Origin of the sequence: Rhodobacter sp. NTK016B (genome assembly GCF_017303295.1) — a bacterium.
GTDB lineage: Bacteria > Pseudomonadota > Alphaproteobacteria > Rhodobacterales > Rhodobacteraceae > Pararhodobacter.
This window is the reverse complement of the sequence record NZ_JAFKOK010000025.1, coordinates 1-15177: the sequence shown is the minus strand read 5'-3', so window position 1 is coordinate 15177 and position 15177 is coordinate 1. Positions and strand designations below refer to the sequence as shown.

General features: G+C 65.2%; 15 protein-coding genes. 2 read left to right on the top strand and 13 right to left on the bottom strand.

Annotation, left to right across the window (positions count from 1 at the left end; all coding sequences use genetic code 11):
• Positions 1–2: 2 nt before the first annotated feature.
• The 6 genes from JI664_RS22700 to JI664_RS22675 all read right to left on the bottom strand — a co-directional run bounded on the left by JI664_RS22700 (position 3) and on the right by JI664_RS22675 (position 10473).
• Positions 3–1889, bottom strand: coding sequence for an acetyl-CoA hydrolase/transferase C-terminal domain-containing protein (locus JI664_RS22700; protein WP_286174246.1), 1887 nt, complete (start codon positions 1887–1889; stop codon positions 3–5).
• A complete protein-coding gene (locus JI664_RS22695) occupies positions 1882–3951 on the bottom strand; it encodes a 3-hydroxyacyl-CoA dehydrogenase NAD-binding domain-containing protein (RefSeq protein ID WP_207016070.1) in 2070 nt (689 codons plus the stop codon). Before JI664_RS22695 ends, JI664_RS22700 begins: the two co-directional genes overlap by 8 nt.
• Positions 3948–5231, bottom strand: a complete 1284-nt coding sequence (locus JI664_RS22690; protein ID WP_207016069.1) for an acetyl-CoA C-acetyltransferase — start codon at positions 5229–5231, stop codon at positions 3948–3950. The genes JI664_RS22695 and JI664_RS22690 overlap by 4 nt, the downstream gene beginning before the upstream one ends.
• Positions 5228–7474 (bottom strand): acyl-CoA dehydrogenase, encoded by a 2247-nt coding sequence (locus JI664_RS22685; protein ID WP_207016068.1) that lies wholly within the window; start codon positions 7472–7474, stop codon positions 5228–5230. Before JI664_RS22685 ends, JI664_RS22690 begins: the two co-directional genes overlap by 4 nt.
• A gap of 214 nt (positions 7475–7688) precedes the next feature.
• Positions 7689–9566 (bottom strand): cation:proton antiporter, encoded by a 1878-nt coding sequence (locus JI664_RS22680; protein ID WP_207016067.1) that lies wholly within the window; start codon positions 9564–9566, stop codon positions 7689–7691.
• Between the two features lie 34 nt (positions 9567–9600).
• Positions 9601–10473 (bottom strand): AraC family transcriptional regulator, encoded by an 873-nt coding sequence (locus JI664_RS22675; RefSeq protein WP_207016066.1) that lies wholly within the window; start codon positions 10471–10473, stop codon positions 9601–9603.
• Positions 10474–10634: 161 nt separating this feature from the next.
• Between JI664_RS22675 and JI664_RS22670 the strand changes: the two genes are divergently transcribed.
• Together JI664_RS22670 and JI664_RS22665 are read left to right on the top strand one after the other, a co-directional pair.
• Positions 10635–11543, top strand: a complete 909-nt coding sequence (locus tag JI664_RS22670; RefSeq protein WP_207016065.1) for an aldo/keto reductase — start codon at positions 10635–10637, stop codon at positions 11541–11543.
• A gap of 789 nt (positions 11544–12332) precedes the next feature.
• Entirely contained in the window at positions 12333–12587 is a 255-nt protein-coding gene (locus tag JI664_RS22665; RefSeq protein ID WP_207016064.1) for a hypothetical protein, read from the top strand.
• A 312-nt stretch (positions 12588–12899) separates the two neighbouring features.
• On the opposite strand, the gene JI664_RS22660 is transcribed toward JI664_RS22665, so the two are convergent.
• The 7 genes from JI664_RS22660 to JI664_RS22630 all read right to left on the bottom strand — a co-directional run.
• A complete protein-coding gene (locus JI664_RS22660) occupies positions 12900–13190 on the bottom strand; it encodes a hypothetical protein (RefSeq protein WP_207016063.1) in 291 nt (96 codons plus the stop codon).
• A complete protein-coding gene (locus JI664_RS22655) occupies positions 13135–13536 on the bottom strand; it encodes a hypothetical protein (protein ID WP_207016062.1) in 402 nt (133 codons plus the stop codon). Before JI664_RS22655 ends, JI664_RS22660 begins: the two co-directional genes overlap by 56 nt.
• Complete coding sequence (locus JI664_RS22650) at positions 13533–14180, bottom strand: glycoside hydrolase family 19 protein (protein WP_207016061.1); 648 nt, start codon at positions 14178–14180, stop codon at positions 13533–13535. Before JI664_RS22650 ends, JI664_RS22655 begins: the two co-directional genes overlap by 4 nt.
• Positions 14177–14566, bottom strand: coding sequence for a hypothetical protein (locus JI664_RS22645; protein WP_207016060.1), 390 nt, complete (start codon positions 14564–14566; stop codon positions 14177–14179). Before JI664_RS22645 ends, JI664_RS22650 begins: the two co-directional genes overlap by 4 nt.
• Entirely contained in the window at positions 14563–14718 is a 156-nt protein-coding gene (locus JI664_RS22640; RefSeq protein ID WP_207016059.1) for a hypothetical protein, read from the bottom strand. Before JI664_RS22640 ends, JI664_RS22645 begins: the two co-directional genes overlap by 4 nt.
• A complete protein-coding gene (locus tag JI664_RS22635; RefSeq protein WP_207016058.1) occupies positions 14718–14954 on the bottom strand; it encodes a hypothetical protein in 237 nt (78 codons plus the stop codon). Before JI664_RS22635 ends, JI664_RS22640 begins: the two co-directional genes overlap by 1 nt.
• Positions 14954–15177: hypothetical protein (locus tag JI664_RS22630; RefSeq protein WP_207016057.1), on the bottom strand; the 224-nt coding region annotated here is incomplete at its 5' end. The genes JI664_RS22635 and JI664_RS22630, both read right to left, overlap by 1 nt.

Sequence of the window (15177 nt, the reverse complement as noted above, 5' to 3'; positions counted from 1 at the left end):
CCTCAGCCCCCGGCAGCGCGCTTCAGCGCCCCGAGAAGCGCCCAGCGTTCAAGCCGCTCTTGAGTCCCTGCCGGGCGGTCGAGGCCCATCCGTTCCAGCGCCTCGGCGTGGGGCTTGTGGTCCGCGCGCAGGCCGTCCCAGACCAGCCCGGCCAAGACCCGGCGCGAGGCCTGCGCCTGCGACAGCCGGTCCAGCGCGGGCAGAAGACGCTGCTCCACCGGCGTGAAATCGGTGCCGAACGGGAAATCCGGCAGCGCTTTGGGGCCCAGCCATGCGGCCAGCGCCTCGGGCGTGTTGCGCGTCCAGTCTTCGGGCAGGGTGAAGTCGTCCGGCAGTTTCCCGGCTTTTTTCGCCTGCGCCACCAGATCGGGCTGAAAGCGGCTGTCGGCCACGCGCAGCATCGCCCGGACGACCTCTTCGTCGCGCCTGCCGCGCAGATCGGCCACGCCGTATTCCGTCACCACCACATCGCGATACGCACGCGGCACGCTTTCATGCGGATGGTCCCAGACGATGTTCGAGCGCACCTCCCCCCCGCTTTCGCGGGTCGAGGGCAGGGTGATGATCGCCCGTGCGCCATCAAGCGCGAAGGCTTGTTCGATGAAGTTGAACTGCCCGCCGACGCCGCTGACCTCGCGCCCGTCCGAGGTGGCGTCGCTGACGATCCCGCCCAGCAGCGTCGCCTTCATCGCCGAATTGACGAAGCGAGCATCCTGCCGGGCTGCGCGTTTTGCACCCTCTTCGCCGTAAAGCTGGTTGGTGAACGAGACGGGCACCATCTGCAGGCGCGTGCGGGTCTCGGGCGGCATCGCCGCCAGACGCTTATAGAAATCGCGGCAATCGACGAAGAAACCCGCATGGATCGCCGCGCCGTCCACCTCGCGCCGGATCACGCCCGCCTCGAACAGGTGCAACAACCCGTCGACCAGCATCTCGGTCACGCAATAAAGCCCGGTCCGGAAAGACCCGCGCTCGCTCAGATCCGAAGGGATACGCGCGGCAAAGGGCCGGCCCGAAGTCATCGCGTCGATCCGGCCTTCGTGTCGGGCGATCATTGCGTGGGCGACCGCGTCACCGATGGCGCCGATGCCGATCTGCAGCGTGCCGCCATCACGGATCATGCCCGCCACCTGCAAGCCGATGGCATGCTCGGCCAGCCCGACCGGGCGCTTCACGACCGAGAACAGGTCGAAATCTGGCGCGTCGCGCAGCAGGTAGTCCAGCTCGGTATGCGAGATCGTCGCGGCCGGTCCCGGCATCGCCGGAAGCTTTGCGTTGGTCTCGCCCGCCAAAATGAAATCGAGCCGCCCCGCCTGCCGGTCGCGCAGCAAATCGGCGGTGATGTCGGTGTTGCATGCCAGGTTCAGCGCGCCCTCGGGCTCTTCGGCCAGAAGCTGAAGCACCAGATTGGGCTGCCAGCGGCGCACCACGTCCAGCGCATGGGTGTAGTTCGATGCGATGTAATGGCGCTGGGCCTGTTCCACGCCCAGCCAGCGCCCGGCCAGCATGAAGAACTCGGCCACCTCGATATTGTCGGGCAATCGGCCCTCGCGCAGAAGCTGGGCATAGTAGGGCACAGGGTAATCGCCGAACAGCCGCGTCCGCGCGGGCCCTAGGAAGCGCTTCGCCATGCCTTCATCGGCGTTCGGCGGCTCAAGCGTCAGGGCGGTGACGATGGACAGGCGGATGTCGGGGCGGCGGGCAACGGCGCGGGTCAGAGCATCGACCAGCGTGACCGGCTTGCCCAGCCCCAAGGGCAGCGCCAGCCGGATCTCGGGGCCGCAGCGCGAGATCAGAGCCTCGGCGATGGCCTCGGAATCGGCCTGAACCGGACCCATGCTCAGGGCGCCGTCACCGATGGGCGCATCGCTTGGCGGAACCTCAGGCAAAGCCGTCCCAGCCCGGATCGGGGGCAAAGCGCGGCCCGTGCTGGCCTTCGAGCGCGCGCAGGGCGTCGGGCACATCGCCGCGCAGCCGTGCGTATTGCATCGGACCGCCCCGGAAGGGCGCCCAGCCGGTGCCGAAGATCATCGCCGCATCGAGCTGGTCGGCATCGCTGACCACGCCTTCGCGCAGGCATTCGACGGCGGCGTTGCACATCGGCAGGATCAGCCGGTCGACGATGCGGGCCTCTTCATCGTCGTCCGAGGCGGTTTCGGGCGGCGATTCCTTGTCGTAATCGTAAAGCCCCTTGCCCGATTTGCGCCCGGTCTCGCCGTTATCGACCTTCTGCACCAGCCAGTCGGGCACCTCGGCCACCGGCCGGTCCAGCCCCTTGCCCAGCGATCTCGCGACCTCCAGACAGATATCGAGCCCCACCTGATCGGCCAGCGCGACCGGCCCCATCGGCATCCCGAAAGCCAGCGCCGTGCGGTCGATCCGCTCTTTTTCCATGCCTTCATCCAGCATCTGCATTGCTTCCAGCATGTAGGGCGCCAGCACGCGGTTCACCAGAAAACCGGGATAATCGCGCACCCGCACCGGCAGGCGATCCAGCTCGCCCACTAAGGCTGCAAGCCGGTCGAGCGTTTCGGCGGCGACACCGTCATGCGAGACCAGCTCGACCAGCGGCATCCGCGAGACGGGGTTGAAGAAATGCAGCCCGGCGAACAGCGCGGGATCGGGGGCCGCGTCGAACAATGTCTCCAGCCTCAGACTCGAGGTGTTCGTGGCAAGGATCGCGCCCGGCTTCATCGCGTCGACAAGGCTGGAATAGATCTTTTCCTTCAGCTCGGGGCGTTCGGGCGCGGCCTCAATCACCAGATCGGCGCGGGCGCGGCCCAGCCCGTCGGGATCGGGCATCATCCGGTCGAGCGCATCGCGCGCGTCGATACCCGACAGATGCCGCCGTTCGTAGATCTTGCTGGCACGCTGCACGGCCTTGCCCAAGGGGTCGAGCTTCACGTCTTCCAGCGTCACACGTTTGCCCCGAAGCGCGGCCCAGGCGGCGATTTCCGCCCCCATGGCGCCCGCGCCGATCACGTGGACATGCGCGATGTCCGAAGCGCCTTTGGCCCCCGATTTCAACGCCCGGCGCAGGAAGAAGACGCGGATCAGCGCCTGCGCGGTGGCGCTTTCCAGCAGCGTCGCGAACGAGTCGATCTCGGCCTTCTGCATCGCGTCCGCGTCGCCGCCATGGTCGTGCCACAGGTCGATCAGCGCATAGGGCGCGGGATAGTGGCGGCGGGGCACAGATTTCGCGGCCTCTTGCCGCATTCTGGTCGCGGCAAGGCTGCGCGCGGGCGACAGGCGCATCGCCCCGGCCTTGAAGTCGGTATCGCGTTCGGGAAGACTGCCCTTGATCGCGGCCTCGATAGCGGCGTCCACATGGCGTTCGGGCACCAGCGCATCGACCAGACCCAGCCGCTTGGCCTTGCGGTCATGGATCGATTTGCCGGTCAGCATGGCCTGCATCGCCTCGACCGGGTCGATCAGCCGGGTCAGGCGAAAGGTTCCGCCCAGCCCCGGATGCAGACCCAGCTGGATCTCGGGGAATCCCGCCTTGACGCCGTCGATGCCGATCCGCCGGTCACAGGCCAGCGCCAGTTCCAGTCCGCCACCCAGCGTGTTGCCGTGGATCACCGCGATGGTCGGGATATCGAGCGCCGCCAGCCGGTCGAGCACGGCATGGCCCTGCCGGATCAGCCCCAGCGCCGAGTCGCGGTCGAGCCCGGCGAAACCGTCGATATCCGCGCCTGCGGCAAAGCCTGAGCGTTTGGCCGAACGGATCACCAGCGCTTTCGCGCCGCCCAAGGCGTCCAGAATACCGTCGAGTTCGCGCAGGACGGTTTCGGAAATGACGTTGGTGCCGGTATCGGGGCAATCGAGCCACAGCGTCACCAGGCCTTGTGCGTCGCTGCGCCGCCACACGGTCGCGTTGTCGGCGCGGGGTACGTCCGAGGCCCCGTCAGGCCCGGCATCGGGGGTCAGGGTGTCAAGGAAATCGCTCATGCCGCCTCCAGAAGCATCGCGCCGCCAAGACCGCCACCGATGCATTCGGTAGCGATGCCGCGACGCCCGTTGCGGGCCTTCAGCGCATTGGCCAGATGCAGCACGATCCGGTTGCCGCTGGTGCCGACCGGGTGGCCCAGGCTGATCGCGCCGCCATCGACATTCAGCCGGTCGCGGTCGATGCGCCCGAAGGCCGCGTCATAGCCCAGAACCTCGCGGCAGAAATCGTCGTCCTGCCACGCGGCGAGGCACGACAGCACCTGCGCCGCGAAGGCTTCGTTGAGTTCCCACAGATCGATATCGTCCAGCGCAAGATCGTGGCGCTGCGCCAGCGGGGTCGAGGACAGAACCGGTCCCAGCCCCATGATCGACGGATCGAGCGCGGCCCATTCGCTGTCGACGATCCGGGCGATGGGCGTCAGGCCATGCGCCTCGACCGCGGTCTCGGAGGCCAGCAGCACCCACGAGGCGCCGTCGGTGATCTGGCTGGAATTCCCCGCCGTCACCTTGCCATAGGGCGGCTCGAAGACGGGTTTGAGCTTGCCCAGTTTCTCAAGCGAGCTGTCGGGGCGCACGCCGTCATCGTGTTCGTAAGCCTGACCCGCACGGTCGAATGCCGGCATCACCTCGCCCTTCAAGGCGCCGCTTTCCTGCGCGGCGGCAAGCCGCTTGTGGCTTTCCACGGCATAGGCATCGGCGGTGGCGCGGTCGATATTGAAGCGATGCGCCAGCACTTCGGCGGTCTGGCCCATGTTCAGCTTGGTGATCGGATCGGTCAGCCCGCGTTCAAGCCCGATCACGGGCGAGAAGAAATTGGGCCGCAGATCGCTCAGGGCCTGCAGCTTGGCGACTGGCGACTTGGCGCGGGCCATGTCGCCGAACCATTCCGTCGCCTCGTGGCGATAGACCAGCGGCGCGTGACTCAGCGCTTCGGCCCCGCCGGCAAGGATCATCTGGTGACTTCCATCGCGGATGTAGCGATAGGCTGTGTCGATGCTCTGCATGCCCGAGCCGCAATTGATCTGCACCGTGAAGGCGACGGTTTCGTCGCCCAGCCCCAGCCGCAGGGCGGCGACGCGTGCGGGGTTCATCTCGTCCTGAATGACGTTGACGCACCCCAGCACGACCAGATCAATGGCCTCGGGCGCGAAAGGCTGGCGCATCAGCAGGGGGCGACCGCATTGCACAGCCAGATCCACCGGGGTGAACGGGCCGGGCTTGCCGCGCGCCTTCAGGAACGGCGTGCGGGCGCCATCAACGATATAGACAGGGCGGCTCATTCTGCGGCCTCACGGTGATCGGGGCGGGGATTGGTCGTGCTGCCCGGGTAGAGATCCGACAACGCCTCGGGCGTGAAATCGTCCACCGCCACGACGCGTTGCACGGCGACTTCGGCCTCTTTCAGACGGGCCATCTCGGCCTCGGAAAGGACGCCGGCTGCCGCCGCGTCCTCGGGGCTTTTCTTCAGATCCCGCAGGCGTTTGCGCAGCGGCTCGGTGTCCAGAACCAGCCGATAGGCGGTTTCCAGAAGTCCCAACCCGCTTTCGGGCGCGGGCGGGTGCAGCCCGCTGACCAGCCGGTTGCGCGTCTCGGACGGGTTATAGGCCAGCATCGCCACCTCTTCGGTCAGCGTGTCCGAAGGGCCGCTTGTATGCGCGCCGGGCCGGGTCATCAGCCGCAGCAGCCAGCGGGCCCAGGTCGCGGGGAAATTGTTGATCGTGCCTTCAAGCGCCCGCCCGATCGACTGGAACGAGGTTTCGGCAGCGTAGCGCACCAGCGGCAGGTCGGCTTCGTGGCGACCGTCATCCTCCCACCGCTTGAGCACCGCCGCGACGAGGAACATCTCGGACAGCGCATCGCCCAGCCGGGCCGAGATCATCTCCTTGCGCTTCAGGGCACCGCCCAGCGACAGGAAGGCAATATCCGCCGTCATCGCGAAGGCCGACGACCACCGGGCCAGCCGCGCGTAAAGATCCCGCACCTTTCCCGCATTCTCGGGTGCGCGGCCCTTGCCGGTCAGCGACGAGCCGAAGGCGCGGAACGCGTTCTTGGTCGAATACCCCGCATGAGCCCAGAATAGGCGGTCGAAATCGTCGAGCGCCTTGTCGCGGTCGTCGTTCTGGAGGGCCGTCATTTCATCCAGCAGATAGGGATGCGCACGGATTGCGCCCTGACCGAAGATGATCAGATTGCGGGTAACGATGTTTGCGCCCTCGACGGTGATACCGATGGGGATCGCGCGATAGGCGGGCTGCAGGTAATTCAGCGGCCCGTCGATCACCGCCTTGCCCGAATGCACGTCCATCGCGTCGTTGACGCTGGCGCGCATCCGTTCGGTCGCGTGGTACTTCATGATCGCCGAGATCACGGCCAGCTTCTTGCCCTGATCCAGAATGGCGGTGGTCAGGCGACGCCCGGAATCGATGGCATAGGCATTGGCCGCGATCCGCGCCAAAGGCTCCTGCACGCCGCCGAACAGGCCCACGGGCAGGTTGAACTGGGTGCGGATGCGCGCATAGGCACCGGTGGAATGCGCCGAAAGCGCCGTCGCCGCCGCCGAGAGCGAGGGCAGCGAGATGCCGCGACCGGCGGCCAGCGCGCTCATCAGCATCATCCAGCCCTTGCCCGCGAAATCCGGCCCACCGATGATGTTGTCCAGCGGGATGAACACGTCATGCCCCTCGGTCGGGCCGTTCATGAACATCGTGCCCGAGGGCAGGTGCCGACGCCCCGTCACAACGCCCGGCAGGTCCGTGGGCACCAGTGCGCAGGTGATCCCCGGTTCGGGATCGTCGCCCAACAGGCCCTCGGGGTCGCGCAGCTTGAAGGCCAGACCCAGAACGGTCGAGACAGGCGCCAGCGTGATATAGCGCTTGGCCCAATTCAGGCGGATGCCCAGAACCTCTTCGCCCTGCCATTCACCTTTGCAGATCACCCCGTCATCGACCATCGCCGACGCGTCCGAGCCCGCCTGTTCGCTGGTCAGCCCGAAGGCCGGCAGTTCCTCGCCCCGGGCAAGGCGCGGCAGCCAGTGGCTTTTCTGCGCGTCGGTGCCGAATTGGAGGATCAGCTCACCCGGGCCCAGTGAGTTCGGCACCATCACGGTCACCGCGCCGACGACCGAATGGCTGGAAATATAGCGAACGACCTCGGAATGCGCGAAGGCCGAAAAGCCCAGGCCGCCATGCTCTTTGGGGATGATCATCCCGAAAAAGCCCTTCTTGCGAAGGAAATCCCACGCCTCGGGCGGAAGGTCGGCGGCGTGGCGGTCGATCTTCCATCCGTCCAGCATGTCGCAGAAATCGCGGCAGGGGCCGTCGATGAAAGCCCGCTCGTCGGGGGTCAGCGTCGGCGCGGGGATGTCGCGCAGCATCGACCAGTCGGGGTTGCCCGCGAAAAGTTCGGCCTCGAAATGCACATCGCCCGCAGCGATGGCCTCGGATTCTGTCTTGGACAAGCTGGGCAGCGCGGTCTGCGCCCAGTTGAAGATGCGGCGGGTTATCTGGTCACGACGAAAGCTCATCACAGGATCCTCCTGACAAGCAAACGGTGTCCCGCGCCGTGCGGTTCCAATCATTCTGATGCGCAGGCTGATCCGCGGGGACGGAACGCGAGGACCGGCAGCCCCTTTGCGACGCCTTGGCGACAGCGATCATTCCGACGCGTTTATCGGGGGGCGTCCCCGGAACCGATCGCGACAGGGCCACCGGTCACAGGGACGCAGCCGTCGCGGACCGTCACAATTCGGACCGGGTCTTTTCCATGGATGCCTTCAGCTCGGCCTCCCATGTGCCCATGTTTTCGCGGATCAGGGCGGAATAGACGCTGTTCTCGCTGTGCGGGTCATCGCTTTCCATGAAGGCCTCTGCGGTTTCTATCATGGTGCGACGGTCGAACTCTTCGAAGACCCCGAGCAGTTTTTCCGCCTCTGAACGCGGATGGCCGAGGGCCTCGAAAGCCGAGCGCGCGGCGCGGATCGAACTGTCATAGGTTTCGCGGATGATATCGCGACATCCCGCTTTCCACAGGTCATAGACATGCCAGCGGTCGATGGCGCGGGCGACGACATGCACGTCCGGGTGATGATTGTGCATGTAATGCGCAAGCTCGGTCGCGGCTTCCTTGTTGTCTATGGCGATGACGAAGACCTTGGCCTCGTCGATCCCGGCGGCCTCCAGCAAGTCGGGGCGCGTCGCGTCGCCGAAATAGGCGCTCAGGCCAAAGCGGCGGAGCATGGCGAGTTGTTCGCTGCTGTAGTCGATCACCGTGGTCTGGTAATCGGCGGCCTGCAGCGCGCGGTTGACGATCCCGCCGAAACGCCCGTGGCCGGCGATGATGATCTTGGCATCCGACGCGATCTCATCGGCGTCCCGGTCCTGCAGGCGCGAATAGCGCGGGGCGATCACGCGGTCATAGAGAATGAACAGCGCCGGTGTCAGCAGCATCGACAGCGCCACAACCAGCAACAGCAGATCCGCGACCGGCCCCGGCACGACCGCATTGGCCACGGTGAACGACACCAGCACGAACCCGAACTCGCCCGCCTGAGCCAGTCCGAGGGCAAACAGCCACTTGTCCCCCCCGGCCAGCCGGAACACCCGGCCCAGCCCCAGCATGACCACACATTTCAGCGCGATCAGGCCAAGGGTCAGCCCGACAATCAGCGCAAGATTTTCGCCCAGCAGACCGAAATTGATGCTGGCCCCGACGGTTATGAAGAAGACGCCCAGAAAGATGCCCTTGAAGGGCGCGATATCGCTTTCCAGTTCGTGGCGGTATTCGCTGTTAGCCATGACCACGCCGGCCAGAAAGGTGCCAAGCGCGGGCGACAAGCCCACCATGGTCATCAACAGCGCGATGGCGATCACCATCATCAGCGCGGTGCTGACGAACAATTCGCGCAGCCGCGCCCGGGCGACGTAGCGAAAGATCGGCCCGGTCAGGTAACGCCCCGCAAGGATGACCAGCGCGATGGCCGCCAGCGTGACCAGCGCGGTCTGCCAGCCCGGCAGCCCCTCGACCAGATTCAGGTTCAGCGCGGCCTCTGCGCCATGTCCGCCCCCGTGATCGTCGCCCCCGTGCAGCATCTCGGTCAGTTCGGGCAGCGCCAGCAGCGGGATCAGCGCCAGCATCGGGATGACCGCGATGTCCTGAAACAGCAGCACCGCGAAACTGGCCTGCCCGCCATCGCTGCGCATCAGGCCCTTTTCGTTGAGCGTCTGCGTGACGATCGCGGTCGACGACAGCGCGAAGATCAGCCCGATCGCCAGTGCAACGGACCAGACCTGTCCGAACAGCATCGCAACGGCCATGACCGCCAGCGCCGTGATCGCGACTTGAAACCCGCCCATCAGGAAGATGCGCGAGCGCATCGCCCACAGGACCTTGGGCTGCATTTCAAGACCGATGAGGAAGAGCATCATCACCACGCCGAACTCAGTGAAATGCTGCAGGGCGATCACATCGACCCCCGCCCAGTGCAGCACCGGGCCGATGGCGATACCGGCCAGCAAATAGCCAAGAACCGACCCGAGACCGAACCGCGACGCCAGCGGGACGGCGATCATCCCGGCAAGGAAGATCGTGAAGGTGATGAACATGAATTCTGCCGTCATTGTGCGGCCTTTCCTCGTTACGCAATCAGGCGGGTCAGGATGCCTGTGCCAAATGGTGTCTCGGAGAACATCCGAACTTTCGGGCGTAGTCCCGGCTGAAATGGGTCGGGCTTTCATAGCCCACAGCGTGCCCGGTCACGGAAACCGACTGCCCGCCGCTGCGCAGCAGCGTCTGGGCTTCTATCAGGCGAAGATCTTTCTGGTATTGCAGCGGCGTCGTCCCGGTCACATCCCGGAAATGTTCGTGAAACGACGACGGGCTCATCCCCACCGATCGGGCGAGATCGGCCACGACCAGCGGCTGGCGAAAACTGCGGCGGATCTGGCCGATCGCGCGGGCTATCCGGCTGGCATGGCTGTCCACCGACAGAAGGTTGCGCAACATACCGCCCATGGGCGACATCAGCAGCCTGAAATGCAGCTCGCGCAAAACTGCAGGGCCGAGCACCTGCGCCTCGAGCGGGTTATCCATCAGCCGCAGATACCGGGCCAGAGGGTCCGTCCATTCCGCCTGCGCCACAGAGGCCGTCATCGAGCGCGCGTCAGGCATCTCGACCGCGAACTCGCCCACCTGTTCATACAGCGCCCGGACCGTGCCGATATCCAGCGACAGGATCAGCGCGAGATAGGGGTTTCCCGGACTCGCCTGGGTGATCTTCGACGTCACCGGCAGGTCATGGCTCACCAAAAGAGCGTCCCCGCGACGGAGCGATACAGATTGTGTGCCGATATGGGTTTCTTTGCTTCCGCTGAGGATCAGGCAAAGGACAGGGTTATAGACCGTGGCCTCCAACGCGCTCACGGCCTCGCGCCTGAGGACCTGAAGATTCGGCAAGGCAGTCGCCGGATCCCGCAGACAGGCGGCCCTGTATCGGTCGGTCAGTGTCTCAAGCTCTTCGAGTGGCATGGCGAACCCCCTTGTCAAATGGGTATCCGCGTCGCCTCGCAAGATCACCTGAAAAAGCGATGGTTCGGAGAATTGGGCAAGAATGCCGGAGGATCGGGCAGGAATGCCGCGGGTTATCCGCATATCGTGGCGACAATCACGCCCTTTGAAGGAAGCGCCTCATGGACATCTCGCCGCCCCGTATCGCACTCAATGAAACCACGGCGATTCCGGCCGTAGGTTTTGGCACGTATCTCGTGTCTGACGACGACGCCCCCGAGGTGATCGCGACGGCAATCGCCAACGGCTACCGTCATATCGATACCGCAGCCGGCTATCACAACGAAGTCGGTGTCGGTGCGGGCATCCGGCAAGCCATGGCGGCGCAGGGGCTGTCGCGCGGCGATCTCTTTGTCACGACGAAGCTCTGGCCCGGAAACCCGGCTTGGGGCGACACGCCGAAGGGCGGGCCCGAAACGATCTCCGCCTTTGAGGAGAGCCTTGAAAAACTGGGACTGTCCTTTGTCGATCTCTACCTGATCCACGCCCCCTTTGGCGGTGACAAGCGCCTCGACCAATGGCGTGCGCTTCTGCAGCTGAAAGAGACGGGCAAGGCCCGGGCCGTGGGCGTGAGCAATTTCAACATCGAACATCTCGAAGAGATCAGGCTGGCCGGTCTGCCGATGCCCGATGCCAACCAGATCGAGTTGCATCCGTGGTCGCAGAAACCCGAGCTTCTGACCTATATGGCCGCGCACGGTATCGCGCCGATCGCCTATAGCAGTCTCGTCCCGCTTTCGACCTGGCGCACCGAGCCCGGACAAGACAGCGCCAAAACCGACGGCATGCGTGCGGATGGCGGCGTCTTCACCGCGATGGCGCTCAGATATGGGGTGAGTGAAGCACGATTGCTGCTGCGCTGGGGGATCCAGAGCGGTTTCGCGGTGATCCCGAAAAGCCTCAACCCCGAGAGGATGCGCCAGAATCTCGACCTGTTTTCGTTCTCGATTACCGACGCAGACATGGCCCAGCTATCCACCATGGACCGCGGCGACGGCGTCGCCTGGGCCATCGGCGATCCGAGCAAGTGAAGCGGGCTAAGGGCGTTCCGCAGGGCTAAGACGTGCAGATGCGGTTGCGGGCGGCGGCGATCACGTCAACACGGGGGCCTCGCGCGGAAACCGCGACGCAACGAGCGCAATCAATGGCAATGGAAGCGGCATGGTAGGCCCGGAGGGCCAGCGATTATCGCCGGAACCCTCTGTTTTCATTGAACGAGCTTGTCCCATTGTTCCACGGAATCGCGCTAAGAGATAACAAAGGCTTAGCGTGCAGACTGTACCACGTTCCGCACTGTTTTTCTGGCATGTCTAGACGCCGATCCTGCCCGGCCCTACATCCCCGCGCATGTCACCGCGCGGGGAATCCATCATCCGAGTAGATTGCGCCTGCGGCCACCGCGCGGTGTTGAGGGCTGCCGATCTGGGCGAGGACCCACTGACGTTTCGCGACTTCCACCGGCTGCGGTGCCGCGAGTGTGGGCGGAAGGGTCGGCCCGCCGTGGTGATCTGCAGCTGGACACCCGCATCGGTGCAGCCGGCGTATCAGGGCAGCTATAGCATTGAATAAAGTCGAATATATTGGGTAGTCCTGATGACCGCTGCGCTGCATCTAGTAAGGTACTAGATCATTTCGGGAAACAGATCGTTGCCCGCACCACATTTTCGGTCTAAGACACAATTGAGCCGGAGTGCGCTAACACCCCGGCTCGTACTGTAATCGCCGTTTGGTGGCGAGATTTTACGAATTCGTGCGCATCTTTTCGCATACACGGATTCTTTGGTCAACCACTAAACGGCACCTCTAGATAGGAGGAGCCTATGGCTCAGATCGAAGCCGCACTGGTGCGGGAACAAGGCGTCGTCTTCGCCGTCGTCGTGGTGAAAAACCACGTCGTCACGTCCGAACAACAGTCAAGTGAGATGATCTCCGTCTGCGCGCGGGCTCTCCAGTGTCAGAACATTGTTCTGATGGGCGAGAGCAATCGTAGACTGCGAGGGAACCGGTCGGATGTTGTGCGGTTTGTCGCCAATCTTGATCCCCGCCGTCTGCCGTGGCGAAAGTGGACCATTTGATTATGGTCTGATTCATGAGATCGAGCGCGGCCTGTAGCTGCTCACGGCACAGGGCGCGCTCATTTTGATCCATTGGCAATAGGACATCACCACCGTCGCACATCGAGAAGACGGCGCCAGCATCGTCCTCAATTGTAAGCTTCATCACTCGCTCCCAAAATGCAACGCATTTTGACACTATGGTGCGGCGAAACTCTTTTGGAAACCCTTCTTGAACGAGCTGTGAAGCCCGACTGAATCCATCCGTTCAGCGCGCCCGCCACCACAGGAACACCCGCCGCCGGGCACGGATGCCAGCCTTGGTGCGGTGCCTCATTGCGGACCACTCAGGCCGTCGAGGTATTCCGAGATCCACGCCCCGCACGCGCGCTTGTCCGCGTTGTGCCGGGCCTGCACCCGGGCCAGCGCCAGCACGGCGACATCAAGCCTATCTCCGGCGCCGACATCAGCCCTTCGCTCGATCGAGCATTCGCGCGGCGGGCTGACCGGCGCGATGGGTTCCGCGTTGACGCGGGCCCGGGCATCCGCCGCGATCCGCTCGGCGACACTATCGCCGCAGGAGACGCAGAAGATCAGGGCTGACAGTGCAATTGGCAGGCGCATTGGCGTTGGCCTCCACATAGGCGTTGTGCTCGGTCAGGAGCGCTTGAAACTCGGCTTCAGCATCGGCGCGGCTTTCTTCCAGCGCCTCTGCCGCCGCCTGCGCCGCCGCGGCTTCACGCTGGGCCTTGGCGAGCGCGGCTTCGGCCGTCGCCAGCGCTGACACCGACACCAGTTCGGCCTCGCGCGCCTCGACTGCGGCAGAGATGATCCGCTCGGCTTGCCACTCGTGCAGGCGCCACGCCCCCCAGATCAGCGCGACAACGGCGAGACAGGCCGCGATTGGGGCAAGGATGCGCGCGGCGGTGACACCAACCCAGCGGGCGAGCAGGGCGACGAGGAAGGTCATTGCGCCCGCATCCCTGCCGCAGCCAGGGCCGCATCGAAGTCGCGGTAATACCCGGCGATCAGCGCCGCCTTGTCCTTCACGTTGACCGTGCGGCGCGCCTCCTCGGCCTCGGCGGGCGCCAGCCCCGGCGCACCGTCCAGCATCTCGTAATGCTCGACCCCCTTGCCACGCCCGTTCCAGCGCCCATCCATGATGCCGCGGATCAGCACGCGGGCGGAGATCGTTGGGTTCAGCATGGCGTCGGGATTCGCGACCAGATCGACACCGGCATCAGCCGAGGAGCGCCGGTAGTTTTCCAGCCATGTGAGCTGGACGTGGCCGCGCCCGTAATAGACATGCCCATAGGGCGGCTGGGGGCGCGCATAACGAGCGACCGCGCTATCCGGTCCCCGACGCTCCGCCAGCTTGTTCACGGCGCGCCTCGACCCCTCGTCGGTGCTTGCGAAGCCCTCCCGCACCGGAACCATGCGCTGCCCGGTCTCATGAAACGCGGTCGCAAGCGCATAGGCCAGCGTGGCGCGGCGGGCGTCTCCGACCTGATCGAAGGCGGCAAGGATGCCGTTGATCCCGTCGACCTGCGCCTGTGAAAGACGCCCGCCGAAAGGGCGGGCGCGGATTGCGTCGAAAAAGATGGCCGGGTTCATTTGCGCCTCCAAGGGATGATGCAGCGCTGCGCGGGATGCGCCCAGGCATTCCACCAGCGCCAATGCGCACGTTCAGGCTCCGGGATCGCCAGCAGGCGGGCGCGCAGGAACAGGTAAGCCGAGACAATCACAAGCAGGTTGAAGGCGCCGTTCATGTCGAGGCCGCCCATGGTGTCCCGCACGGCCGGCCAGTTCGAGCCGAGGAAGATCCGCGCCCAGTCCCACCAGAACGACCGCAGCGTCCAGGCCAGCGCCAGCACCGCAACGGCGACGGCCAGAACACGGCCGACCGGATCGCGGAGGCGCCAGACCAGCGGCAGATACCCCCAGAGGACGAAGAACATGCCACCCATGGCGAGCGCCGAGGTGATGTGAACAAAGATCATTCGGGCGCCTCTTTTGCTGCGATGACTGATTTCAGCTCGCGAACCGCTTGAGAGAGAGCGTTTCCGGCAAGGGCGCGCTGCGCCTCTGCCTGTTGCGCGCGCGCCTCAGCCTCGGTTTTCTCGGCCTTCTTGAGCTTGGGCAGGAACCGCATCAGCCCCTCCCGGATCGGTTGATGTGGATCATGGCTTCGCGAACTGTGGACAGCGCCTCGAACAGCTGCTTGGTGCCGTCCGTCGCCAGCGTCAGCAGCCGCTCCTGAAGCGCTTCCTCGCGGGCCCGAGCCTTCCGGCTCGAGTCCCACCAGCCGCCAAGCGCCCCAAGCAGGAGCACCCACGCTGGCCCCTGCGCCCCGGCCCATTCGATCAGTGCGAGGATTGCTCCTTCCATCACGACCCCCGGAACGCCATGTCGTAGATCCACCGGCCATAGAGGATGTGCTCATAGAGGCCGGGGTGGTTGACGCCACCGGCGCCCGCGAAGAGCGACGGGAACAGGCCGAGACAGTCGGGCAGGTTCAGCGCCGGCAGCGCGAGCGGGACGAAAGCCGCACCGCGCGCGAGAGCACCCCGCATGACGTACATGTCATGCACCCGCTGGCGCTCTTCGTTGA

Bases quoted from the DNA above. Each gene is read 5' to 3' on its own strand.
- JI664_RS22645 (WP_207016060.1), bottom strand. From the start codon at position 14,566: ATGATCTTTGTTCACATCACCTCGGCGCTCGCCATGGGTGGCATGTTC.
- JI664_RS22655 (WP_207016062.1), bottom strand. From the start codon at position 13,536: ATGACCTTCCTCGTCGCCCTGCTCGCCCGCTGGGTTGGTGTCACCGCC.
- JI664_RS22690 (WP_207016069.1), bottom strand. From the start codon at position 5,231: ATGAGCCGCCCTGTCTATATCGTTGATGGCGCCCGCACGCCGTTCCTG.
- JI664_RS22675 (WP_207016066.1), bottom strand. From the start codon at position 10,473: ATGCCACTCGAAGAGCTTGAGACACTGACCGACCGATACAGGGCCGCC.
- JI664_RS22695 (WP_207016070.1), bottom strand. From the start codon at position 3,951: ATGAGCGATTTCCTTGACACCCTGACCCCCGATGCCGGGCCTGACGGG.
- JI664_RS22635 (WP_207016058.1), bottom strand. From the start codon at position 14,954: ATGGAAGGAGCAATCCTCGCACTGATCGAATGGGCCGGGGCGCAGGGG.
- JI664_RS22660 (WP_207016063.1), bottom strand. From the start codon at position 13,190: ATGCGCCTGCCAATTGCACTGTCAGCCCTGATCTTCTGCGTCTCCTGC.
- JI664_RS22665 (WP_207016064.1), top strand. From the start codon at position 12,333: ATGGCTCAGATCGAAGCCGCACTGGTGCGGGAACAAGGCGTCGTCTTC.
- JI664_RS22670 (WP_207016065.1), top strand. From the start codon at position 10,635: ATGGACATCTCGCCGCCCCGTATCGCACTCAATGAAACCACGGCGATT.
- JI664_RS22640 (WP_207016059.1), bottom strand. From the start codon at position 14,718: ATGCGGTTCCTGCCCAAGCTCAAGAAGGCCGAGAAAACCGAGGCTGAG.
- JI664_RS22680 (WP_207016067.1), bottom strand. From the start codon at position 9,566: ATGACGGCAGAATTCATGTTCATCACCTTCACGATCTTCCTTGCCGGG.
- JI664_RS22650 (WP_207016061.1), bottom strand. From the start codon at position 14,180: ATGAACCCGGCCATCTTTTTCGACGCAATCCGCGCCCGCCCTTTCGGC.
- JI664_RS22685 (WP_207016068.1), bottom strand. From the start codon at position 7,474: ATGAGCTTTCGTCGTGACCAGATAACCCGCCGCATCTTCAACTGGGCG.